Raw genomic sequence first — 23,655 nt, 5'->3', positions numbered from 1 at the left:
CAGTCTTTTACGTATCATTTATGCAGCTCAGTATCCACTTGAGTCGGAAATAAAGGTTTGATTGCCGGCCGCTCTGCTAAAGAGGCTTGCCACAGCTCATATTGAGCCTGCATGTCTACCCACATCTTTGCACTCGTTCCTAATGCCATTTCCAAGCGGAGCGCCATATCGGCCGAAACGCCACTGCTGCCATTAAGAATACGCGACAATGTTGCACGAGTGACACCCAACCCTTTCGCTGCATCAGTTACTGAAATACCCTCTAAATACTCACGCAACACCATACCCGGGTGTACTGGATTATGCATTTTATTCATGATTTTCACCTTAATGATAATCTTGATAATCAACGAGGATGGCATCTTCATCCTCAAATTTAAACGTTAACCGCCAATTTCCATTGACGGATATTGACCAATGACTTTGCAAATCAGCACCTTTTAACTGATGTAGTTTCCAACTGGGTGCAGACATATCTTGTGGTCTTTTGGCCGTATTTAACGCAGTAAGCTGTATCCGTAATTTTGTAATATGTTTCGCTTGAATACCTGAGGTAATTCCCATCATAAAAAAACGCTCTATTCCTTTGTGCTTAAAACTTTTTATCACAATTCACTCCCTGTATAGCGTATCGACTCACTATACAATCAGAGTTAAAAAAGTAAATGTTTAAAAATAAAACACCGCTGTTATCTGCCTATCTCTCATCAGATAACGGGGAGGGATGGATGATCCTCTGATGTTCAGGTATAGTTCAGGACAAACAATTTATCGCGGTTTTTCGCTGTCTTTTAGGGCATTTTCCCCTGACGTACAGAAAACAGCATAAAATTAAAATTCCCTTTATAAAACAAAAGGTAAATAACTTGGCTCAATTCGTTTATAGTATGTATCGGGTTGGAAAAATTGTTCCACCGAAACGTCATATTTTAAAAAATATCTCTCTGAGCTTCTTCCCGGGGGCTAAGATCGGTGTTTTAGGTCTCAACGGTGCAGGTAAATCAACATTACTGCGCATCATGGCGGGTATTGATACCGATATCGAAGGTGAAGCACGTCCACAACCTGGTTTAAAAATCGGCTACCTGCCACAAGAACCAAAACTGAACCTTGAGCACACCGTGCGTGAAGCAGTAGAAGAAGCCGTTGGCGAAGTTAAACGTGCATTAACGCGTTTAGACGAAGTTTATGCCGCCTACGCTGAAGAAGGTGCAGATTTTGACAAACTGGCCAAAGAACAGGGCGAGTTAGAAGCGATTATTTCCGCGCAAGATGGTCACAATTTAGATAACCAATTGGAGCGTGCCGCTGATGCGCTGCGCCTGCCAGCTTGGGATGCAAAAATTGAAAACCTCTCTGGGGGTGAACGCCGCCGTGTGGCAATTTGCCGCCTACTGCTGGAAAAACCAGACATGCTGCTGCTCGATGAACCAACCAACCACTTGGATGCCGAGTCTGTTGCGTGGTTAGAGCGCTTCTTACATGACTACGAAGGTACCGTTGTGGCCATCACGCATGACCGTTACTTCTTAGATAACGTTGCAGGTTGGATCCTTGAACTTGACCGTGGTGAAGGTATTCCATGGGAAGGCAACTACTCTTCATGGCTTGAGCAAAAAGATGAGCGTTTGGCGCAAGAGGCATCAACTGAAGCCGCTCGCCGTAAGTCTATTGAGAAAGAGCTTGAGTGGATCCGTCAAAACCCGAAAGGCCGTCAATCGAAAGGTAAGGCGCGTCTGGCTCGCTTTGAAGAACTTAATAACGTTGAATATCAAAAACGTAATGAAACAAGCGAACTCTTTATTCCACCTGGACCACGTTTAGGTGACAAAGTCATCGAGGTTGAAAACCTAAGTAAATCCTATGGTGACCGCGTATTAATCGATAACCTGAATTTCTCCATTCCTAAAGGGGCAATTGTTGGGATTATCGGTCCAAACGGTGCGGGTAAATCCACCCTATTCCGTATGATTTCAGGTCAAGAGCAGCCTGACTCTGGCTCTATCACGTTAGGTGATACCGTGAAAATCGCCTCTGTTGATCAGTTCCGTGACGCAATGGATGACAGCAAAACCGTATGGGAAGAGATTTCCAACGGGCAAGATATCATGCGCATTGGTAACTTCGAGATCCCAAGCCGTGCTTACGTTGGTCGCTTTAACTTTAAAGGCGTTGACCAAGGTAAACGTGTTGGTGAGTTATCCGGTGGTGAACGCGGTCGTTTACACTTAGCCAAACTACTGCAAGTAGGCGGCAACGTACTGTTACTCGATGAACCAACCAACGACCTCGACGTAGAAACCTTACGTGCGTTAGAAAATGCGCTGTTAGAGTTCCCAGGTTGCGCTATGGTTATTTCCCATGACCGTTGGTTCCTTGACCGTATCGCTACGCATATCATTGATTATCAAGATGAAGGTAATATTACGTTCTTCGAAGGTAACTTCTCTGAGTATGAAGATTATAAAAAGCGTACGTTAGGTGCAGAAGCGTTGCAGCCGCATCGGATGAAGTATAAGCGTATGACCAAATAATATTCCTCATTCTTCGGCTTGCAGCGGTGTTGGCTTCGTTTACTAACCCTAGTCACATACTTATGTATGTGACTAGGGGCTGTTTATCTTTGCTGCTGATTTTTACCGCTAAAAAAGGTCAAAAAATAATTAAAACAATGATAAATGTGTCAATCAAGATGACTAACTATTATCTACGTTAACTATTGTGCTTAAACGCTGCCCTGCGGGTTCGATTAAAGCGCGTTTCACTCATTTGATGCTGTGTTGAGAGGCTCTTGCCTAGTTCACTAGGCAGCGAACCTCTCGCCTTGCCTAAAATGGCTTTAATTCGAATAAAAATTGACCATCAAAGATAAACAGCCCCTAGGGCTTAGTTTCACTCGCCGCCTACCTGCAAGCCGAATTATTTTGAATATAATGAATTGCCGCTTAATTCTTCTAACGTCTGCGCGTTTAAGGGGTAGAGGTAATAAAAACGGTGCCCAAACAGCACCGTTTTTTATTGAGGGATTTTATAGGTCATCCAACATCAATAACTGCTGAACGAGGGTGACACACTCCAAGAAGCGCGTATCGTAGTCTGATGACTCCACACGGACAAACTCAACATTATTTTTCTTCAGCATTTCAATGAGTAAATTTTGGAACGCTTTTCGGTCTTTATCACTGCCTAAACTTCGCAAACCATCGGCAACCCATGGAGTATTGTTCTCGAGAACGATAACCAGATCGAATCGATACTCATCTATCAAAGCTTGAACAAATGGGTGCTCTTTACCTTCATAACGCAAACAGAACGCTTGTGTCGTCACAAAGTCCGTATCGATAAATGCCACTTTATTTGCATATTTAACTGCAAAATCAATGTACTGTGCATGCCCCAGTGCGATTTTGTCGTAATCCGAATATTGCAGCGCCATTTCGTCACCGCCTAAATGACTAAAGACATAATCACGGCCATATTCCCAAGCACTGGATGTATTAAAGATATTGGCTAATTTATTGACCAGCGTGGATTTCCCGCTGGATTCCCCACCTAAAATCGCCACTTTACGCACAAAGAATGGCTTCACTTCAGTCGGAATATATTCCCAATAACGAAATGGTGCTTGGCGGATTTGGTTACCGCTGATATTCATAAACGTGCGCTCAGGGTCGATAAGGATGGTTTCAATTCCCAAGTATTTCTTATAGCGAGGGGCGTCGTTCGCCTCCCCTGAATAGATAAAACTGGGGTTAATGTTGTGCTTTTTCAAAAAGCCTTTCATCCCATCGCTCCACACTTCCCAGCCGTGTGGATAAGGCTCGATCCCCTGTTCATCAAACGAATGAATATGGATATTCTTTTGATATTTAAAGGTTTGTAGCAACCAACGAAGTCGGTCGCTCACGGTAGGTTGTTGGGACATGGAACTATTAACGAACAGTTCTTTATCACGTGGCTCATCGTGGCACAAAATAATATGCAGTTCATCCACTTGGCTACATGCCCGTTGGATCAGATAAATATGCCCCGTGTGCAACGGGTAAAATTTACCAAACACCACGCCAATGGTTTTTTGCTGATTGGGAAATTCCAATCCAAGAAAGCGATGAAGCGCCGCAATTTTTTGGGCGCTAGGGCTCTTAATTTTGTCATTAATCAACTGGCTGAGATAGCCTTTGGTCATATCTGTCGCATCCGCAACCTGTTGCAGCGTATAACCCGCCCGTTTGATCGCGTTTTTTAGATAGTCAAATTCAGCCATGGTTTTTCCTTTTAACTCAGAGCGTTATAGCTCGTCCAAAATACTTAATGCATCCGCTAATTTTTTCACCCCATACACTTTCATATCTGGCGGTGATTTTTTCGGCATATTCGCATGGGGAACAATGGCGCGTTTAAAACCGTGTTTTGCCGCTTCTGAAATACGCTCTTGCCCGCTTGGCACTGGGCGAATTTCCCCCGCCAGCCCAACTTCACCAAAAACGACAAGGTCGCGCGGTAACGGACGGTCGCGAAAACTGGACACAAGGGACAGCAGCAAAGCAAGGTCAGCACTGGTTTCAGTGACCTTGACGCCACCCACCACGTTCACAAACACGTCTTGATCCGACATTTGCAAGCCACCATGGCGGTGCAGCACCGCCAATAAAATCGCTAAACGGTTTTGCTCTAAGCCAACTGCAACACGGCGCGGGTTAGACATCATTGAGTGATCAACCAGTGCTTGAATTTCCACCAGCAGTGGGCGCGTACCTTCCCATACCACCATCACCGAACTGCCTGAGGTAATTTCATCACCGCGACTTAAGAAAATGGCTGATGGGTTACTGACTTCTTTGAGGCCTTGCTCTGTCATGGCAAACACCCCTAATTCGTTTACCGCCCCAAAACGGTTTTTATGGCTGCGCAAGGTGCGAAAACGGTTATCGGCATCACCATCTAACATAATCGAGCAGTCAATACAGTGTTCAAGCACTTTAGGCCCTGCCAACGAGCCGTCTTTGGTGACGTGACCCACCATAATAATCGCGACACCACGGGTTTTGGCAAACCGCGTTAAATAGGCGGCAGTTTCACGAACTTGCGCGACACTCCCCGGAGACGATTGAATATCCGCCATATGCATCACTTGGATGGAGTCAATCACCATTAATTTGGGCTGTTCTTGCTCAGCGGTTAAACAAATTTGTTCGATGCTGGTTTCAGAGAGCATGTTGAGCGAGTCTGTTGGCAAACCTAATCGGTGGGCACGCATCGCCACCTGTTGCAATGACTCTTCCCCCGTTACATACAGGGTTTTCATTTCGCGGGATAACAAACACATGGTTTGCAGCAACAAGGTACTTTTACCGGCTCCCGGATTTCCGCCGATCAGGATAGCACTTCCCGGCACGACGCCACCACCCAACACGCGGTCAAATTCTTTAAACCCAGTGGTAAAACGCGGTAATTCTTCAAGGCTGATATCAGAAAGTTTCTGAACTTTACTCACCCCCGCCGCATTCCCCGCATACCCCGTTAACCGGTCATTACGTGAAGCCGAGTTTGTTGAGGCAAGACGCACTTCCGTAATCGTATTCCATGCATGGCAAGCACTGCATTGCCCCTGCCAACGCGGATAATCCGCCCCGCATTCATTACAGACAAACGCCCTTTTTACCCCTTTCGCCACACCAAACTCCTCGTTAAAATTATGCTGTATTACAACCGCCGAACCACAGTGTTCTAATGATCTTGAATCTTGAATCTTGAATCTTGAATCTTGAAAATTAAATTAGCTTAATATTCAAAATAGTTCGTGTTGTGGCAAGGCGGCAAAGGAGGATGTCTTGGGGAGCATACACAAGTATGTGACCCAAGCAGCCGAGTGAAGCCAACACCGCCACGGCACGAAATATGAAGAATATTAGCGTTCCTCGTGCTTCAAGCCCCCGCTGAGCACACACAACACCCCCATGAGATCCGCATGACGAATCGCTACTTTTGCTCTCGCATACACTTTCGGTTTCGCATGGTACGCTATTCCCAGCCCTGCTTTGCGGATCATTTTGAGGTCATTAGCACCATCACCGATCGCCACAGTTTGTTCTATGGGGATTTCGAGTTTTTCTGCTAATTTTACAAGAGTTTGCGCTTTATATTTCGCATCGACTATCGGCCCTTTGACCTTCCCTGTTAGCTTGCCATTTTTTACTTCAAGCTGGTTAGCCACAGCCGCAACTAATTTGAGTTTTTGTTTTAGGTTATCGGCGAAGAACGTAAAGCCGCCAGAGGCGATTGCAATATGCCAGTTCATCGCTTGTAGCTTGCGAACAAGGTTCGTTAAGCCTGGCATTAATGGCAGTGTTTCTAAGACTTTATCTAAGATAGCCGCATCTGCGCCTTCCAATAATGCAACGCGAGCACGTAAGCTTTCTGTGAAATCGAGCTCCCCTTGCATGGCGCGCTCAGTGACCTCTGCCACTTGCTCACCTACTCCTGCTAAGCGGGCGATTTCATCAATACATTCGATTTGAATTGCCGTGGAGTCCATATCCATCAACAAAATCCCCGGTGAACGTAAGCGCGGAATTTGCCCCAATGGCACTACGTCTAATAAGCATTCATCAGCGAGTTTTTTAATTCTTGGCGTAATACTGCCTGCGATGCGGACGACTTGGTAATCATCTATGCGCCATGAAGACACAATCACAATCGCAATTCCTAGGCGTTGTTGGAAATTGCTGATCCGCGCTTTGTCTAGCCCGCGACCATAGAGCAGCCACCCACTGTCACCTGCACGATAATCCAGGGGCATCACTTCTTCCCCGCTTAAAGAGAGAGGTAAACCCGGCCATTTTTGAATCTCGTCGGGTAGGTAACAATAGGTCAAACTCGTTGACATGAAAATGCGCTCCTGTAATCGAAATAACTTTTTTATAATGATGAGTTGCGAGTAGCCGAACGAAGCCACTATACTAAACTTTAAGGCTTTATAACCTTACGTTTTTACCGCGAAAACTAAATAAAAACCCCTATTACTTGAGTATCACGCTATCTTTATACTCAAAATAAGTCGAGAGCACCAATAAAGCAATGAAACGCACCTTCAGGCTACATAAAACCGTTATTATCGTTATCTGCGTTGCGCTGGTAACTTTACTGATGCACGGCATTTCTTATTTGGGTTATAGCCAAAATCAAAGCCGAATCGAGCAATTTAAACAATTGACTTATGTTCTTGCCGAGCAAGTTGCTTTCAGCTTATCTGATTATATTGTTCCCGGCAGCAAAGATTTTAATTTAGAACGAATTAATGCCAATTTAAATAATGTGGCAAAAGACCGCTATATTTTGGATGCCAGTATCTACACTGCAAGTGGCACACTGGTCACCCAAGTTGGCGAACCTACAACGGTCAAAGAACGCCTCGCCATCGACAATAATTCTTCGTTACAAAATTTTCAATATCAATTAGTTGTCCCTATTCAGGGTGCAAAAGAGCCGAAAGGTTACTTGCGACTCACCATTGATACCGAATTACTGTCAGCGGAAATTCAGCAAGCAGATAACAGCACCAATGTATTACGGATTTTTATTTTATTCGCGCTGTGTATAGGTTTTGTTTTAGCTAATACTTTGCTGAAATTGAAGAAAAAGAAAGGTCACAAACAGCCGCCGCCATTAGTGGTTAATACAGAAGAGAATAACGAAGAAAATGAATCAGATAGCCAACCAGCGCTCCGAGCAAAACCCGTTCGTCTGCGGCGTAAAAAAGAACCTCGGCCTTATCGACCAAAGCGGCCTGCGCCAAAACGCAAGCCATCACAATCGGAAAAATAAGCCTTAAATTGAGGTTGTATCAAACACAATCGGGGCGATAAATTCCACGCGCCCATCGATTAACAAGCTTTCGGGCGGTACTGGGAAAGGAGCCGCACGTGAAATCGTCGCAAGGGCTTCTTTATCCAATATTTTTGTACCTGATGAATTAAACAAACTCGCGGCCACGACTTCCCCTTTGCTATCCAGCACCACTTTTACTTGGGATACCCCTGTTGAGCGAAAACGTAGCGCAGCACGTGGGTAACGCTTAGTTTTTGCAATACGCTGATGCACTTCACTTTGCCACCCTTGGTGGCCGCTCACTGCCATGGAGGCATTGCTAGAAAAGTTTGCGCTACTACTGGATTCACTGCCTGATGCAGGCGCTGATGTCACCGCAGATTCTTGGGTGGTCACAGGGGCATCTTCAAATACTTTTTTCTCTTGGGGAATTTTTTTCTTCGGCGGACGTTTTTTCTCCGTCACTTTCGTTAACGTGCCGTTCTCCACCAGTGCGGTTTCAGGCAGTTTTTCTGCTTTTTCCACCACCTCTGGCAAGGTTTCCTCGCGAGTCGCCACTTGCTGCTTAGGCGCGTGATTCACCTCGGGCTCCGCTTGTTGTTCTAGCTGATAAACCCCGAGCTGCAAAGAAATTGCGGGCGGTAATACGCCTGTTTTGGGGATGGAAGATGTAAACCATCCAATAAAAATAATTGCTAGTGTTCCGTGGAAAAGACAACTCAACGCCAAACCGCCCAGTGGACGGAAAATCGGGCGTTCTAACTTGCCCGTCATACTGCTCATATTCTGCCTCACGACTTTATTTTTTGCAGATTATAGGCATAATACAAACAAAAATGATATTCATTATTATTATTAAAAACACAATAAATAAAATAACATATTGATTTATAATAAAAAGTAATCTGAGCGGATTATTCATCAGCGCATTTAGGGCTCCCATCCTGTTATTTGCGCACTTTTGATAACATTGACACCAGTAAAATGACCATCGATAAATCCCTTGCCCGCAAAATTAGCGGTGCGTATCAGTCAACTTATAGCCAACTTGTACGGTTTTTCCGCAATCGGCTAGACAACAGCAACGATGCTGATGATTTATCACAGGATGTGTTTACACTATGGCTTAATCGCAAGGAACAAACACCGGTAAAAGAGAGCCGCGCTTACCTGTTTAAAATTGCAAATCATGTGCTGATTGACCATTGGCGGCGTAACCAGCGCCAGACCAAATCAGAAACCTCCATTGATGAGGTCGTGCATGAGCACAGTTTTGAGCAACGCGAAGCTGATCCCAGTGAAATACTGGAACATCAGCAACGCATTCAACGGTTAAGTGAAGCCCTTGAAACTTTGCCTCCTCGTCGGCGAGAAGCATTCTTGTTATATCGATTTGATGGGTTATCGCAAAGTGAAATCGCTGAACGAATGGAAATTTCAATCAGCATGGTGGAAAAACATATTGCGGCAGCATTAGTACATTGTAAAAAACACCTTGATAATCAGGGCAATAAATAGTCATGACACACGAGCCTTTGCACCAATCAGAGGATACAGACCGCATTGATGAAGAGGCTGCGCTTTGGTTTACCCGAATGCACAGCCAACGCATCAGTGAACAGGAAACCGCGCAATTTAAACAATGGCTTGCGGCGTCCTCTGAACATGCAAAAGCCTATGACTCAATGGCGTCAGTGTGGCGTGATTTTGATGCAATGCCTCGCCCTGCCAGTGCCAAAAAAGAGGAAAGTGAAAAACGTCCTTTTTTTCGTCTCTGGCGGCCGCTGGGTAATACATTAGCCGCATTTTTTATTGCCGCTATTTTATTTTTACCTTATAGCCATTTACCGTCTATGTTACTGAATAACATGACGTTGGTGACGACTGATACACCAAAAGAAGTCACGCTCCCCGATGGTTCTCAATTATTTCTCAACCGCCATACCCGTGTCCGTGTTGCCTATGAGACACCTGTGCGTAACTTGTACCTCGATGAAGGCAATGCCTATTTCAAGGTAAAATCAAACCCTTACCGCCCCTTTGTGATTCAAACTGACCAACGGCGCATTCAAGTTGTCGGTACCGAATTTGAAGTGGATAAGGCCGCACAGCAGGTTTCGGTGAATGTTAGCCAAGGTATTGTGAGTTTCCAAAGTGAACAAAACGCCCACCCCGTTTTTTTGCTCGCCGGGGATAGCGCGGTCAGTGCCAGCCCAAGCAGCAAAATTACCCGACAACACGTAGATGTACAGGATGTGGCACGCTGGCGGTTTGGCGAATTGGTTTTTGTGGATAAACCCCTTGCTGAAGTCCTTGCTGAACTCAAAAACTATTCTGCCGTCAATGTTGAGCTTTCACCTGCCACATTAGCGAACAGTAAAATCTCAGGGCGTATCAATATCCGCCAGCCAGATCTGTTTTTTCAAGCCCTTCCTTCCCTATTACCTGTCCAAGTTGTCTATCAAGATAAAAATAACATTTTGATTATCAACAATAAAAAAAATAAATGAAAAATATTTTCATTTGCAGGTGAGGATAATTCTCATTTCCCCCTCTTCTTAAGTAGTTAGTTTTTTACTGACCATTTTCCGCACACTTTTTGTGCAGCTTAAGAATAAGGGATATCCATGTCTATTCAGTTTACTCAAGGCCGGTTAAAGCCGCTTGCCCTTGCTGTGGCAGTTGGTAGCGCAATAGTTTGCCAATCCGCAGCTGCACAAGAGCTGGCATTTTCACTACCCGAACAATCACTTGCAACCTCCGTTGCAGAAATTAGCCGCCAAGGCCAAATTCAACTGCTGTACGATAAAAGCCAGCTTAATGGCTTACGTGCGCCTGCCCTGTCTGGCAACTACTCCCCACAAACCGCATTACAAAAAATACTTATCGGTAGCGGGTTAGAGCTAGTCAGTGAAAATGGCGTTTTCGTTATTCGTCAGCAAAATTTAAACCAAGGCACATTGGTTTTACCTGAAACCCAAGTCTCAGGCGTGGTACAAAATCACCCTGCAACCGATGTGATGTCAGCACCACAGTATGTTACCGCCGAAGAGATCAGCCAAAAAAATACGGGGGATGGCAACATTACTGACCTGATGAAAACCAACCCTGCGGTACAATTTGCCAACAACGATAGCAACTCCATGAACCAAGGGGAAATTAAACCTTCCCGCGTCTCAATCCACGGTTCGAGCAGCTACCAAAATGCCTATCGCCTTGATGGCGTCAGTTTTAATAATGACTTTGACCCTGCCGATAGCGGTTTAGGGGAAACCTCAACCCGCTTAAGTAGCAGCGACCAAGGGATTTACATCGATAGCCGCCTGATTGACAGCATGACGGTGTACGATAACAACATTCCTGTTGAATTTGGTGGCTTTACGGGGGGAACCGTTGAAGTAAATAGCCGCCGCTGGCAAGGAGAAAACAGCGCCCATGCCTATTACCGCTTAACACGTTCGGGTTGGAACAACTTATTCCACGATTCAACCCAAGGCATTGATACCACTAAAAATGACACATCAAACCCCGCGCGTTTCCAAAATCGCTACGATAAAAATGACTTTGGTGGTTGGTTTGAATTAGGTGTTAGCGAAAATTCAGGGTTAGTTTTCTCAGCCTCACGCCGCAGTTCGACCATTCCGATGACCGTCACAGGGGGTGAAGCCTTTGTGCTGGAGAATAACCAAATTGAACCAATTTATTCTGATTCTGGTAAGAAAAATCAGCGTCGTACTTCGGATAACTACTTTTTAAAATATTCATTGGATCTATCCGATAAGAGCTCATTAGATTTGTCCGCTAATTACGCCAATTATGATAGCCGCCTTTTTTCGTCTTCAATCAGTAACTCAGGCTATGATTCAACACACAATGGCCTAGGTTTTACCGCCTTATTCAAACACCAGCTAGATTTGGGCCAGTTAGAAGTCACGGCGAATACCCAAGATTTAAAAGATGATCGAAAAAATGATCAGAAATATTCTTTAATGGTCAGAGCAATAAAGTTTGATGATGACTGGAATTACCTCGGCATGACTGAGCGTAATAGCGGCGGACTTGGTGATTTGGAATCCAAACAAAAAACACACGGGCTAAAAACTGTGATGCGGTTTAATGCACAAGAAGATGGTTTCGGCTTAGTACACCAACCAACGCTTGGTGCAGAAGTTAACTATACCAAAGGTACCTATGTTCGTGACAATGATTACCTTCGATATACTTATTCTGGAAATGTTTTTGGTGACGATTATACAGGCCATCTAGTCAACATTAACCGCTTTAAGAAAGGCTCCTACTCTGCTGACTACACGAATTACGCAGTTTTCCTCGACGACAGTATTCAATATGGCAAATTGAATTTACGCCCAGGAGTACGTTTAGATCGCGATGATTTTGTCAATCGTACAAATATTGCCCCTCGATTAAGTGGGACTTATGATGTCTTTGGCAATGGTGCAACCCAGTTGATCGCAGGTGCAAACCGTTACTATGGTCGTTCAATGCTCACTTATGCATTGTACGGCGCACAAAATGGCGGAATGCAAAATTGTAATGGTAGTGAATGGGATCCTTGTTCCCTAATTTTAGACAATAACGATTGGGATAATAAAAAAGATTATGAGGGTATTGATTCACTAAAAACCCCCTATAACGATGAGCTCACCTTAGCACTGCAACAAGAGATCCTTTCGACTACATGGCGCTTACAATACGTACACCGTGAAGGGTATGACGAAGTTAGAACTCGCACCAAATATGACACCCGCGATGCTGATAAACGCAGTATTCGTACCTTCGATAATGGCGGGCGCAGCTCCCACGATACCGTCACTTTATCCGTGAAAAATAGCCAACCATGGGAATGGGCGGATGCTTCTCATGTTATGAATGCGTCTTTCACATGGCAACAAACAGAAAGTAATACACCAAAAGATGCTGGCTATAACTCCTTTGATCCTGCCAATAAAGTGAATCTGAATAAAGTTTGGTATGACGGTAAAGTTATTGATGCCTCAAAACTGCCTTCAACCAGCTTTAACTCACCAATCAAGTTAAATCTCGAGCTTACCAGTGTGTGGGATGAATACGACGTTACTTGGTATAACCGCATTCAATGGTGGGGAGCCCGCAGCCAAGCTGTTCGATACGACAACGCCTACGCTGTTGATCCTGAATATGGTCAATTACGCAAATACACCAAGCAAAACTTTGCCAGCAAATACACTTGGGATACCCGCCTAGGCTGGAAACCCGACTTTGCCCATGGCTTTGGTTTCTCGGTTGAGGTGAACAATATTCTAAATAATAAAAATGTTGCTGACCGCTTTGTTTTCGAAGACCGCGTGTTGAAGTCTTACGACCCGGGCCGTCAGTTCTGGTTACAAGTGAATTACGACCTGTAATACCCGTATGCCTGTCGGCAATGTGAGCCATTAAAACAACAAATGAATAAAACGTCATGAAGACATTGAAACAATTTTTCTATTTAGTAAAACCTTTTTGGGGGCAGCGTGCTGCCCTTTTGTGCTGGATACTGCTTATCGCCTCGCTGGGGCTAACGCTATCATCCGTGTGGTTCAACGTCAAAATGAACATGTGGAACGGCGACTTTTATAACGCACTGCAAAAGCTTGATGGCCAAGCGCTGTACGGCTTATTGCAGTACTTTGTTATCTTAGTCAGCGGGTTAATCTTTGTAGTGGTGATGGGGAATTACCTCAAACAAATGTTGATTATCCGTTGGCGTAAAGGCATGACTGAACAAGTCCTTGGCCGTTGGTTATCCCCCAACAGTAAACACTACCTATTAAGACTGACCGCCCAAGAGCCCGACAACCCCGACCAACGTATTGCCGAAGACATTCGCTTATTGATTGAATCGACACTCAACTTGGTAGTGACATTCCTGCACTCAATGTTAACGCTCGTTTCATTCGCGGCAATCTTATGGACACTCTCCGGTAGCCTGTCATTTAACTTTGCTGATAGTGATTGGACTATCCCCGGTTATATGTTCTGGGCTTGTATCATTTACACCCTAATTGGTATCGCCTTCACTCAGTGGATTGGTTTTCCACTACGCCGTTTGCACATGGACAAGCAGCGCCGTGAGGCAGATTACCGTAGCTCACTCATTAACTGCCGCCAACACGGTGACGCCATCGCAGGGCAGCGCGGTGAAAACCAAGACAGAAAAGAGTTAATGGGGCGTTTTGGTGAAATTATCACTAACTGGAACCGTTTGATCCGCTGCGAGCGGAATTTATCTTTTTACACCGTGGGTTACCAGCAAGTCACCGCATTAGCGCCTGTTTTATTAGCCTTGCCTAAATTCCTTGCTGGGGAAATTATGTTAGGTGGATTGATGCAATTACGCCAAGCGTTCACTAGCGTTGCCACCTCTTTAGGTTGGTTTATTTTCGCCTATAAAGAAATTGCGGCATGGCAAGCTACCGTCTCCCGTTTATATAACTTCGTGGTGTTATTGGAAAACGACAATAAAGCGCAAGTCACTGTTGATGAGCAACATGCGCCGTTAACTGCCAAAATTAGCGTATCAACGGCAGATAACCGCCTACTGGTTGAAGATGTTAATTTCACAGCCAAACAAGGCGAACTGACATTAATTTCAGGGCGATCTGGGATTGGTAAATCCACTTTACTGCGCACACTCAGTGGGCACTGGCCATTCTTTAGCGGTACGATTTCACGCACAGAGCAGGTCATGTGGGTCCCACAGCGCTTGTATTTACCTGTCAGCCGCTTAGATAACTTATTAGCTTATCCTCAAGCTACCAGCCAATTTAGCCAACACGATTTCCAGTATGCGCTGACCTTGGTGGGGCTAGAAAAACTGCACCATCAGCTCGCCTTAGAAACGGACTGGAACAACCGCCTATCTGGAGGCGAGCAGCAACGCATCATGTTTGCGCGCTTATTGCTTAACCGCCCGAAACTGTTATTGCTTGATGAAACCACATCGGCGCTGGATGAAAACAGTGCATTGGAATTACTCGCACTGTTAAAGGCGGAATTGCACGATAGCGCGATTGTCCTCGTCAGCCATCAAAGCTTTGTCGCGCAATTTGCAGAACAAAAAATTCACCTTTCAGAGTCTGCCCGTACTGACTCTTTAATGACAGGAACACCAGAATATGCTTCGTAAAATCACTTTTGCTACCTGCATCAGTTTAGTATTAGGTGGCTGTGCAGGCCATGTTGCCAACAGCCAAAATGCTCAAGCTTTACTGCCTGTGCGTAGCGACCTACAGCATTATCAATTAGATAACGGCCTGCAAGTTTACCTTTTACAACGTAGTCAGCCGGGTGTTGAACTGCGTTTATTGGTGAGCAGCGGCTCATTGCAAGAAAATGAACAACAACTTGGCCTCGCTCACTTTACCGAGCACATGGCATTTAAAGGCACTAAACATTTTCCCGGCACAACGGGCTTTAAACAGCTGGAACAGCAAGGGTTGAAGTTGGGTAGCCACGTCAATGCCATCACCAGTTTAAATTCCACTTTGTATAAGTTGTCGTTACCCGATGCAACCGCAAAACAAGTGGAAACTGGCTTGCAAGTGATGGCAGATTGGGCTGCGAATATGACGTTCGACCAAGACGCATTTGAAAAAGAACGCCCTGTGATTGTCGAAGAGTGGCGCTTACGCCAAGGGATGGGCTATCGCATTAATGATAGCCTTGAAAAATTACGTTACCACGGCAGCCGTTATGCAGAACGTAACCCAATTGGCTCCCTCGATATCGTACGCCAAGCCCCGATTGAGCAAGCAAAAAATTACTATCAAACATGGTACCAGCCACAGCGCATGACCCTGTTAGTGATTGGTGATTTCAATCGTTCTTCAGTTCGCAATCAGGTCAATAGTTTATTTGCCTTACCTAAACCTGAAAAAGTGGCGGAAGATAACCCGCAATGGAAGCAATTTACTAGCTCCACCAATATGTTAGTGCAAGAGGTGTTTGATAAAGAGCAAGGTGCACGTTATGTTCAATTCGCATTGCAAAAAGATGTTAGCGCACCACTGAATACCCGCTTAGGCCAGCAAGAAGACCTACTAGACAGCTTATGGCTCGCTATTTTAAACCAACGCTTCACCGTGATGGTGGATAATGGCGTTCTGCCGTCAATCAGTATCAATGAGCAAGGGGCAATGCTGGATAACCAACGTTTACAGCAATTGATGATTATCCACCCGAAAGGTAATGACTATGCTGGTGCCACGCAAATTCTGTTTACGGAATTACAGCGGTTAGCCACAGAGCCCGTGACCCAAGAAGAGCTCGATAGCGCAAAACAAGCGATGTTGAAAAAGCTCAGCTTACAAGCTGCTTCTGAGCAGCGTTACAGCAATGATTATCTGGCAGGGCAACTGACGACCGCCCTTGAGTATGACATGCCAATGTGGAATAAACGCCAGCAATTGGATGGTAGCTATCAATTGATTAATGGAATAAAACCACAAGCATTACAGCAACATGTGGCAAAATTCCTGCAAGTCGCTTCCCCGCGCTTAGCGCTAATTGGCCCAGATACCGATGCCCCAACTGTGGACAAATCCACATTTAATACCCAATGGCTCAACGCTCGTCAAAGCTCACCGGGGCCATTTACGTTACGCTCAAAAGCGATTACCTTGCAACTGCCTGAAGTGGCAAAAGGCGCTATTGTTGATCAAGCCAAATTACCGGTCGATAAAACCGAGCAATGGACATTAAGTAATGGCATCAAAGTGATTGTTAAAACGGATAAAAATCTTAAAGATGATATTCAGTTTAACCTGCAATTACCGGGAGGTCGTTCCTTAGAAACCCAACAAACCGCAGGTTTAACGGACTGGGCGCTGAAACTGCCTGAAAGCAGCGGTTATGGGAATTACAGCGCCCGTGATTTAGCGCTACTCGCGAAACAAAACCAAATATCGCTACGCCCTTACAGTGAGTTACTGACACACGGTTTTCGCGGTAAAACCCCTGTCGATAACCTCGAAACGGCATTACAGCTGCTGAATTTAAAGCTCACGGCACCGCAATTTAGTGGGGAAAAACTCGAGCAACAAAAGCAGTCTTTCGCGTTAAATTTATCGAAAACCCCGGTAGAGCGAACGTTCCTCGATAATATTAATCAGGAAAGCTACACCCACGGTGAATTTTTAGTCATTAACCCACAAGGTGGCTGGAACCAATTCACCGCGCAGCAATTGCAACAAGCCAACCGCCAGTTGCTAACCTCAACGGCGGATATGACGTTAGTGATTACTGGGGCGATGAGCAGCAAAGACCTTAAACCACTACTGGAAAAATGGATTGCTTCACTACCCTATAACGACCAAAAGTTGGTCTCGCGCGATCAAGGCATCATGCCAAAAATGGCGAGCTTCAATAAAACCTACCCAATCAGTAGCAGTGACAAAAGCATGGTAAGCATTCAATTTTCGGCGCCAGCGGTTTGGTCGCAACAAGATCAACTCGCATTGCAATTGATTGATACCCTTGTTAGCCAACGCTTACGCAGCGAGTTACGTGAAAAAGCCAGCGGAATTTATGCCCTCGGTTTTTCGCAGATGTTAGCAAAAAAACCACAGCCTTATTATCTTGCTCGCTTGAACTTCACCACCTCCCCTGAGCGTGCGCAGGAAATGACGGCAATCGCGCAAAAAACCATTGCGCAAATTCGCCAATCAGGAGTGAGTGAAAAAGAGTTAACGGAAGCCAAAAATATTTGGTTAACGGAGAGTTCGCAAGTGACTGACAGCGCTAGCTATTGGACAGAAGCACTGGCACAAATTGCCTCTGATGATGGGCAATATCAACGTTTAAACCAAGAGCAAGCCATTGTGCGACAGCTCACAGTTGAAGATATAAACCGTTTGGCTCGCCAATATTTAGGGCAAAATAGCAAAGTGTTTATGATGACGCCTTAATATAAAAAATAATAGCCAACAGTCCATATATGAATGTTGGCTATTATTTAAAAAAACTAATAGAATCAAACAATCCCCATTTAAGAACGACCCAATTTAAATTTAATTAATTTATTTTTCAATCTATTTAAGGCGTTAAATAATTTAAAACGAATCATATTCAACGTTACTATTATTGGGTTTAAAGGCTTAACATTGATACCCTCAAATATTGGCACCTCCTTATCCTCGTCAATTTTCACCTGAACATGCCCATCTAATTTTGTTTTTATTTTATCAAGCGTTTGTTTTGATAACGTTGAATGCGCTTGTCCCAATATACTATCGAACTTAAATTTAAATACAGCTGGTTCCTCATTTCTTTTTAATTCAACAACCCTATCCCTAAAGTCATTTAATAATTTATCAGAAATATCTTTTTCTCTATTTAACTCAGACACCATCAAGCTAAGCTCAAAAAATAAATTTTTCGAGTCATCCTGATTTAAGCTAATCGGTAACGTACTAATAGCATTTTTAATTGATGTATTACTTTGAATTTCATTGTCTATCTCAAGAGGCTGATTTAATTTGTCCGTTATTGTGTTAATTTTCATTGTAACTTGCCTTTCATCAGACATAACCTCCAATAAATCATAAATCCTTGTAGAAATTTCATCTGAAGATACCTGCTTTTTAACATTTTCCATTTCTAATTGAATAATCGCCAAATCTTCTTTTTTTATCTTATTTTTTTCTAATGAGCGATAAAATCTTTCTTCTAGCTCATCTGGGTTTAAAATAGCATCAATTAAGTGAGGTAGTTTTGGTCTAACCAATATCGTTAACTCTGATTCATTTCTTTCTACAATCGCCAGAATCGTACTTTTGGGGAATTCATCATATTTAATTTTATCAACTAATTTATTTTCCGCTTCTATTTTACTTTTACATTTGAATAAATTTAAAAAATTATTTTTTCCTACCTGAGCTATTTTTTTGATTTTCTTATTAAAACCAGCTTTATTTTTAGATAGAACGTTATCCTTAGGATAATTAGCCTTATCAATAGAACTTTGCGTGTTTTTATCGCTTTTTAATTCAAACATAATCAGCATTCCTCTAGTATCTTTTAATGAAATTTACCCAAAATCATATATAAGCCAACAGACTTTCGATATCAGATAGCGATTTCCTTATCGCCTTTTAAATTCAACTAATAAAATGTAATGTGACTAATTGATTTATATACCCTTGTTAAGTTGACAGAATATGGTTTTAATGTGATTAATACTCATCTAAAAGCGATAATAAGAGAAAATCATGAGCGACGTAATCATACGCAGAGCAACAATGGCAGATATCCCCGCCATCACACAAATCCACGCAGACTATTCGGCTTACGCCAATACATTACAACTGCCATACCCAACAGAAAAAACATGGGAAGCGCGTCTTGGGTTGAATGATCCGCTTGTAACGCAGTTTGTCGCCACTATTGATAATATTGTTGTAGGATTACTGGTTATCAGCCAACCAGGTCAAGTTCGCCGCCGCCATGTGGCCACCTTTGGCATCACAGTTAGCGAAGCACACCAAGGGAAAGGCATTGGCTCAAAGCTGATGCAAGTGATGGTGGATTACTGCGATAACTGGCTGAATGTACGCCGTATTGAGCTCGAAGTGTTTGCCGCAAATGGTAGCGGAGTTGGGCTATATGAAAAATTTGGCTTTGTGCAAGAAGGCCGGATGCGAGACTACGCCTTTCGTGATGGGCAATACATTGATGCCTTGATGATGAGCCGAATAAAAAGTTAGTCCTAAAATTCGCCCTATTCATTGCGAGTGGCTTGGAGCTATCTTAAACTAATAAATATTCTGTGCCCCCATAATTTGAGATAATAAATAAAATGCAAAATCATTTATCTAAGCCATTAAATCAAACACTTCCTCATAAGAGTCCTGTTGCTTTAGTTAAATCAGCACCTAAATCGGAATGGAAAGAAATACATAAAATCGCCATTGATGCATTCAATGAATTCGAAGAGCAAGAGGGTCTATTTACCGATGATGGTGAGTATGGAGTAATTTGATGCCGCAATATGCCGTATACCGTAATAAGTCCATTAAGTCTAAAGAACAATACCCTTATATTATTGATATCCAAAATAACTTACTTGATGACTATCATTCACGAGTAATTATGCCTATTGCTCCGCTATCACAAAAAAATGCGCAAATAAAAGTCTTATCACCAATAATCACAATTCACGGCATCCATCATGTAATTATTACAAAATCAATTACAACCGTTTCTAAAAATAAACTCAAACCAAATGACCTTGTTTGTATTATACCAAGCATTCATACCAAAATTATTTCTGCTGTTGATATGATCCTTTCAGGCATCTAGTCGCTATTTAAGCAAAAAAATGCCACGCAATACGTGGCATTTAGAGAACTCTTTTTTATCGAATCAAACGATTATTTATCGCCTAACAGAACAGAATCCAGTGCGATTTCAATCATTTCATTAAATGTGGTTTGGCGCTCATCAGATGTGGTTTGTTCGCCAGTTTTGATATGGTCAGATACGGTACAAATTGCCAGTGCACGCGCACCGTATTCCGCAGCAACACCATAGATACCCGCCGCTTCCATTTCAACACCTAAGATGCCGTATTTTTCCATCACTTTGAACATGTCTGGATCTGGTGTGTAGAACAGGTCAGCAGAGAACAGGTTACCCACACGGACGTTAACTTTTCTTGCTTTTGCCGCTTCAACCGCGTTATGAACTAAGTCATAGTCTGCGATTGCCGCGAAATCTTGGTCTTTGAAACGCAGGCGGTTAACTTTAGAGTCTGTACAAGCGCCCATACCGATAACAACATCACGCAGTTTCACATCATCCATCACTGCGCCACATGAACCTACACGAATAATCACTTTCACACCGAAATCGGTGATCAATTCTTTTGCGTAGATTGAGCAAGAAGGGATACCCATACCGTGACCCATGACAGAAATTTTACGACCTTTATAAGTCCCTGTAAAACCTAACATGCCACGAACATTGTTCACTTGGCGGACATCTTGCAAGAAAGTTTCTGCGATGTATTTTGCACGTAATGGGTCGCCTGGCATCAGAACGACATCAGCGAAATCACCCATTTCTGCATTAATATGTGGAGTTGCCATGATTATTTCCCTTTAAACGATAAAATATTTTTAAAATGAATAAGGTGGTTTCCCACCTTATTCATAAACGTAATTTTTGCTCTTAAAGCATTGGTTTACCATACTCCATCGGCGACAAATCAAAATACTTAGCGACTGTCTGACCAATATCTGCGAATGTTTCGCGGTGGCCTAATGAACCTGGTTTAACTTTTGGCCCATATACGAGAACAGGGATGTGTTCACGTGTATGGTCTGTACCCGGCCAAGTTGGGTCACAGCCATGGTCAGCGGTTAAAATCAGAATGTCATCTTCTTTAACCAGTTTCATTAATTCAGGTAAACGGCGGTCAAATAACTCAAGCGCGGCGGCATAACCTGCAACATCGCGACGGTGACCATATGAAGAGTCAAAATCAACAAAGTTAGTGAACACGATAGTGTTATCACCAGCCAGCTTCATTTCTTCAATTGTTGCATCGAATAAAGCATCTAAACCCGTTGCTTTAATTTTCTTCGTGATACCAACGTGCGCATAAATATCTGCAATTTTACCGACAGAAACAACTTCACCTTGTTTCTCTTCCACTAATTTTTTCAGTACCGTTGGTGCTGGTGGCTCAACCGCTAAGTCGTGGCGATTACCTGTACGCGAGAAGTTACCTGCTTTGTCACCCACAAATGGACGCGCAATAACACGGCCGATGTTATAACCACCTTTGGTTAACTCTTCACGGGCGATTTCGCACAGCTCATACAGTTTGTCTAAACCATAGGTTTCTTCGTGGCACGCAATTTGGAACACGGAGTCAGCGGAGGTATAGAAAATCGGTTTCCCAGTTTTCATATGCTCTTCACCCAGTTGGTCGAGAATGACTGTACCTGATGAGTGGCAGTTACCTAAGTAGCCCGGCAGATTCGCTTTTTCAACTAAGGTATCCAGCAATTCTTGTGGGAAGCTATTTTCTTCATTGGAGAAATAACCCCAATCGAATAACACAGGCACACCTGCAATTTCCCAGTGACCTGATGGGGTATCTTTACCGGAAGAAATCTCGCTCGCATAACCATATGCACCGATAATTTCTGCATTAGGATCAAGACCCGCAGGGAATGAACCGCTTGATTCTTCTCCTGCTTTACCTAAACCTAATTTTGTTAAATTAGGTAAATGCAGAGGCCCTTTACGACCAATGTCCGCTTCGCCGCGTGCGCAAGCATCTGCAATGTGACCCAACGTATTTGAGCCTTCATCACCAAATTTATGTGCATCGTGTGCAGCGCCGATCCCAAAGGAATCCAAAACCATAATAAATGTGCGTTTCATATTTTTCTCCTGCGGTATTTATTAGAACGATATACCACTAAAATCTATGTGTATTACTCGCTGATTTGGCGATAAACCATCGGCGTTTGCTCAGGGGAATTTTCACCAATAACCATGGCTGCGCGCACTTCTTTTGCCGCTTCTTCCCATGCTTTTTCACTGTTCGCATGGATAATTGCCAATGGTGTTTGTGTATCCACTTTCGCGCCTAACGCTGCGATATCACTCAAACCAACACTGTAGTCAATTGGGTCTGTGGCTTTGCGACGACCGCCACCTAATGTCACAACGGACATGCCCAATGCACGCGTATCCATTTGCGTGATAATACCGTCTTTCGGTGCATAAACAGCTTTGCTCAGCACGGCGGTTGGCAGGTATTTGTCATAATTTTCAACAAAGTCTGCTGGGCCTTTTTGTGCAGCAACCATACGACCAAACACTTCGGCTGCTTTACCGTTATCCAGTACCGCTTGCAGTTTTTGACGTGCTTCTTCACGGGTAGCCGCGAGTGAGCCTGAAACCAACATTTCCACACAAAGTGCCATCGTCACTTCATACAGACGTGGGTTACGGTATTCGCCAGTTAAGAATTGCACTGCTTCGCGTACTTCAACCGCATTACCCGCACTGGATGCCAGCACTTCGTTCATGTCGGTTAACAATGCCGTCGTTTTACAACCTGCGCCGTTTGCCACTTTAACGATTGACTCTGCCAGCTCTTCTGATTTCTCATAGGTTGGCATAAATGCGCCAGAGCCGACTTTCACATCCATGACCAAGGCATCAAGGCCTTCAGCCAGTTTTTTACCTAAGATAGATGCCGTGATCAGCGGAATCGAGTCAACTGTTGCAGTAATATCACGGGTTGCGTAAAAACGTTTATCTGCAGGTGCTAATGAATTGGTTTGCCCAATAATCGCCACACCCACATCTTTGATAATGTCACGGAAACGAACATCATCGGGGAAAATGTCGAAATTAGGAATAGCTTCCAGCTTATCCAGCGTACCACCTGTATGACCCAGACCACGGCCTGAAATCATTGGAACATAACCGCCGCACGCCGCCACCATTGGGCCAAGCATCAAGGAAGTCACATCACCGACACCACCTGTGGAGTGTTTATCCACTAATGGGCCATTGAGGTTGAGCGATTTCCAATTCAGAACCGTTCCTGAATCACGCATTGCCAGCGTCAACGCGACACGCTCAGGCATCGTCATATCGTTAAAATAGATGGTCATTGCTAATGCAGCAATTTGACCTTCCGAAACAGAGTTATCACGAACACCATTGATAAAGAAGCGAATTTCCTCTTCGCTTAATGGTTTGCCATCGCGTTTTTTACGAATAATTTCTTGTGCCAGAAACACGATATACTCCTTTAAAGTC

20 protein-coding genes are annotated in these 23,655 nt (G+C 43.9%); 10 read left to right on the top strand and 10 right to left on the bottom strand.

The genetic code is table 11. The annotated features are described in order from the left end of the window. Positions 1 to 14: 14 nt before the first annotated feature. Entirely contained in the window at positions 15 to 317 is a 303-nt protein-coding gene (locus tag AC4IFO_RS02580) for a HigA family addiction module antitoxin (protein WP_490731608.1), read from the bottom strand. Positions 318 to 327: 10 nt separating this feature from the next. Continuing rightward, positions 328 to 609 (bottom strand): type II toxin-antitoxin system RelE/ParE family toxin, encoded by a 282-nt coding sequence (locus AC4IFO_RS02575; RefSeq protein WP_490731606.1) that lies wholly within the window; start codon positions 607 to 609, stop codon positions 328 to 330. Positions 610 to 866: 257 nt separating this feature from the next. Between AC4IFO_RS02575 and ettA the strand changes: the two genes are divergently transcribed. After that, positions 867 to 2,534 (top strand): energy-dependent translational throttle protein EttA, encoded by a 1,668-nt coding sequence (gene ettA / locus AC4IFO_RS02570; protein WP_353244260.1) that lies wholly within the window; start codon positions 867 to 869, stop codon positions 2,532 to 2,534. A gap of 494 nt (positions 2,535 to 3,028) precedes the next feature. On the opposite strand, the gene nadR is transcribed toward ettA, so the two are convergent. The 3 genes from nadR to serB all read right to left on the bottom strand — a co-directional run bounded on the left by nadR (position 3,029) and on the right by serB (position 6,886). Beyond that, on the bottom strand, positions 3,029 to 4,264 hold the full coding sequence (gene nadR, locus AC4IFO_RS02565; RefSeq protein WP_273804498.1) for a multifunctional transcriptional regulator/nicotinamide-nucleotide adenylyltransferase/ribosylnicotinamide kinase NadR: 1,236 nt from the start codon (positions 4,262 to 4,264) through the stop codon (positions 3,029 to 3,031). A gap of 24 nt (positions 4,265 to 4,288) precedes the next feature. Beyond that, complete coding sequence (gene radA / locus AC4IFO_RS02560; RefSeq protein WP_047756332.1) at positions 4,289 to 5,674, bottom strand: DNA repair protein RadA; 1,386 nt, start codon at positions 5,672 to 5,674, stop codon at positions 4,289 to 4,291. 234 nt (positions 5,675 to 5,908) lie between these two features. Next, complete coding sequence (serB, locus tag AC4IFO_RS02555) at positions 5,909 to 6,886, bottom strand: phosphoserine phosphatase (protein WP_225820232.1); 978 nt, start codon at positions 6,884 to 6,886, stop codon at positions 5,909 to 5,911. Positions 6,887 to 7,077: 191 nt separating this feature from the next. On the opposite strand from serB, the gene AC4IFO_RS02550 reads away from it, so the two are divergent. Next, positions 7,078 to 7,824, top strand: coding sequence for an AhpA/YtjB family protein (locus AC4IFO_RS02550; protein ID WP_490731603.1), 747 nt, complete (start codon positions 7,078 to 7,080; stop codon positions 7,822 to 7,824). Positions 7,825 to 7,827: 3 nt separating this feature from the next. On the opposite strand, the gene AC4IFO_RS02545 is transcribed toward AC4IFO_RS02550, so the two are convergent. Beyond that, on the bottom strand, positions 7,828 to 8,610 hold the full coding sequence (locus tag AC4IFO_RS02545) for an energy transducer TonB (RefSeq protein ID WP_490731601.1): 783 nt from the start codon (positions 8,608 to 8,610) through the stop codon (positions 7,828 to 7,830). A gap of 201 nt (positions 8,611 to 8,811) precedes the next feature. On the opposite strand from AC4IFO_RS02545, the gene AC4IFO_RS02540 reads away from it, so the two are divergent. From AC4IFO_RS02540 to AC4IFO_RS02520, 5 genes are all read left to right on the top strand, one after another. Then, positions 8,812 to 9,345: an RNA polymerase sigma factor gene (locus AC4IFO_RS02540; RefSeq protein WP_353244308.1), complete on the top strand. Its 534-nt coding sequence runs from the start codon at positions 8,812 to 8,814 to the stop codon at positions 9,343 to 9,345. Between the two features lie 2 nt (positions 9,346 to 9,347). Further along, entirely contained in the window at positions 9,348 to 10,337 is a 990-nt protein-coding gene (locus AC4IFO_RS02535) for a FecR family protein (protein WP_490731598.1), read from the top strand. Positions 10,338 to 10,454: 117 nt separating this feature from the next. Continuing rightward, positions 10,455 to 13,232 (top strand): secretin and TonB N-terminal domain-containing protein, encoded by a 2,778-nt coding sequence (locus AC4IFO_RS02530; RefSeq protein WP_490731596.1) that lies wholly within the window; start codon positions 10,455 to 10,457, stop codon positions 13,230 to 13,232. 56 nt (positions 13,233 to 13,288) lie between these two features. Further along, positions 13,289 to 14,995, top strand: coding sequence for an ABC transporter ATP-binding protein/permease (locus AC4IFO_RS02525; RefSeq protein WP_490731594.1), 1,707 nt, complete (start codon positions 13,289 to 13,291; stop codon positions 14,993 to 14,995). Further along, positions 14,985 to 17,774 carry a M16 family metallopeptidase gene (locus AC4IFO_RS02520; protein ID WP_490731592.1) on the top strand — a complete coding sequence of 930 codons (2,790 nt, stop codon included), beginning with the start codon at positions 14,985 to 14,987 and terminating at the stop codon, positions 17,772 to 17,774. The genes AC4IFO_RS02525 and AC4IFO_RS02520 overlap by 11 nt, the downstream gene beginning before the upstream one ends. Positions 17,775 to 17,854: 80 nt before the next feature. Here the strand turns inward: AC4IFO_RS02520 and AC4IFO_RS02515 are convergent, their stop codons facing one another. After that, complete coding sequence (locus AC4IFO_RS02515) at positions 17,855 to 18,862, bottom strand: hypothetical protein (protein ID WP_490731590.1); 1,008 nt, start codon at positions 18,860 to 18,862, stop codon at positions 17,855 to 17,857. 214 nt (positions 18,863 to 19,076) lie between these two features. On the opposite strand from AC4IFO_RS02515, the gene AC4IFO_RS02510 reads away from it, so the two are divergent. The 3 genes from AC4IFO_RS02510 to AC4IFO_RS02500 all read left to right on the top strand — a co-directional run bounded on the left by AC4IFO_RS02510 (position 19,077) and on the right by AC4IFO_RS02500 (position 20,166). Further along, the gene (locus tag AC4IFO_RS02510; RefSeq protein WP_490731588.1) at positions 19,077 to 19,571 is read left to right on the top strand and encodes a GNAT family N-acetyltransferase; all 495 of its coding nucleotides are present in this window, start codon (positions 19,077 to 19,079) and stop codon (positions 19,569 to 19,571) included. Between the two features lie 92 nt (positions 19,572 to 19,663). Beyond that, on the top strand, positions 19,664 to 19,846 hold the full coding sequence (locus AC4IFO_RS02505) for a type II toxin-antitoxin system CcdA family antitoxin (RefSeq protein ID WP_490731586.1): 183 nt from the start codon (positions 19,664 to 19,666) through the stop codon (positions 19,844 to 19,846). Then, a complete protein-coding gene (locus AC4IFO_RS02500; protein ID WP_273804487.1) occupies positions 19,846 to 20,166 on the top strand; it encodes a CcdB family protein in 321 nt (106 codons plus the stop codon). The genes AC4IFO_RS02505 and AC4IFO_RS02500 overlap by 1 nt, the downstream gene beginning before the upstream one ends. 71 nt (positions 20,167 to 20,237) lie before the next feature. On the opposite strand, the gene deoD is transcribed toward AC4IFO_RS02500, so the two are convergent. The 3 genes from deoD to deoA all read right to left on the bottom strand — a co-directional run bounded on the left by deoD (position 20,238) and on the right by deoA (position 23,636). After that, positions 20,238 to 20,954, bottom strand: a complete 717-nt coding sequence (gene deoD, locus AC4IFO_RS02495; protein ID WP_206084491.1) for a purine-nucleoside phosphorylase — start codon at positions 20,952 to 20,954, stop codon at positions 20,238 to 20,240. 82 nt (positions 20,955 to 21,036) lie between these two features. Next, positions 21,037 to 22,260 carry a phosphopentomutase gene (gene deoB / locus AC4IFO_RS02490; protein ID WP_490731584.1) on the bottom strand — a complete coding sequence of 408 codons (1,224 nt, stop codon included), beginning with the start codon at positions 22,258 to 22,260 and terminating at the stop codon, positions 21,037 to 21,039. A 53-nt stretch (positions 22,261 to 22,313) separates the two neighbouring features. Further along, positions 22,314 to 23,636: a thymidine phosphorylase gene (gene deoA / locus AC4IFO_RS02485; protein WP_219245644.1), complete on the bottom strand. Its 1,323-nt coding sequence runs from the start codon at positions 23,634 to 23,636 to the stop codon at positions 22,314 to 22,316. Positions 23,637 to 23,655 lie beyond the last annotated feature (19 nt).

The organism is Providencia sp. UF-224 (assembly GCF_058245955.1).
The sequence above is the reverse complement of the archived record's forward strand: the minus strand, read 5'-3'. Positions and strand labels throughout refer to the sequence as shown.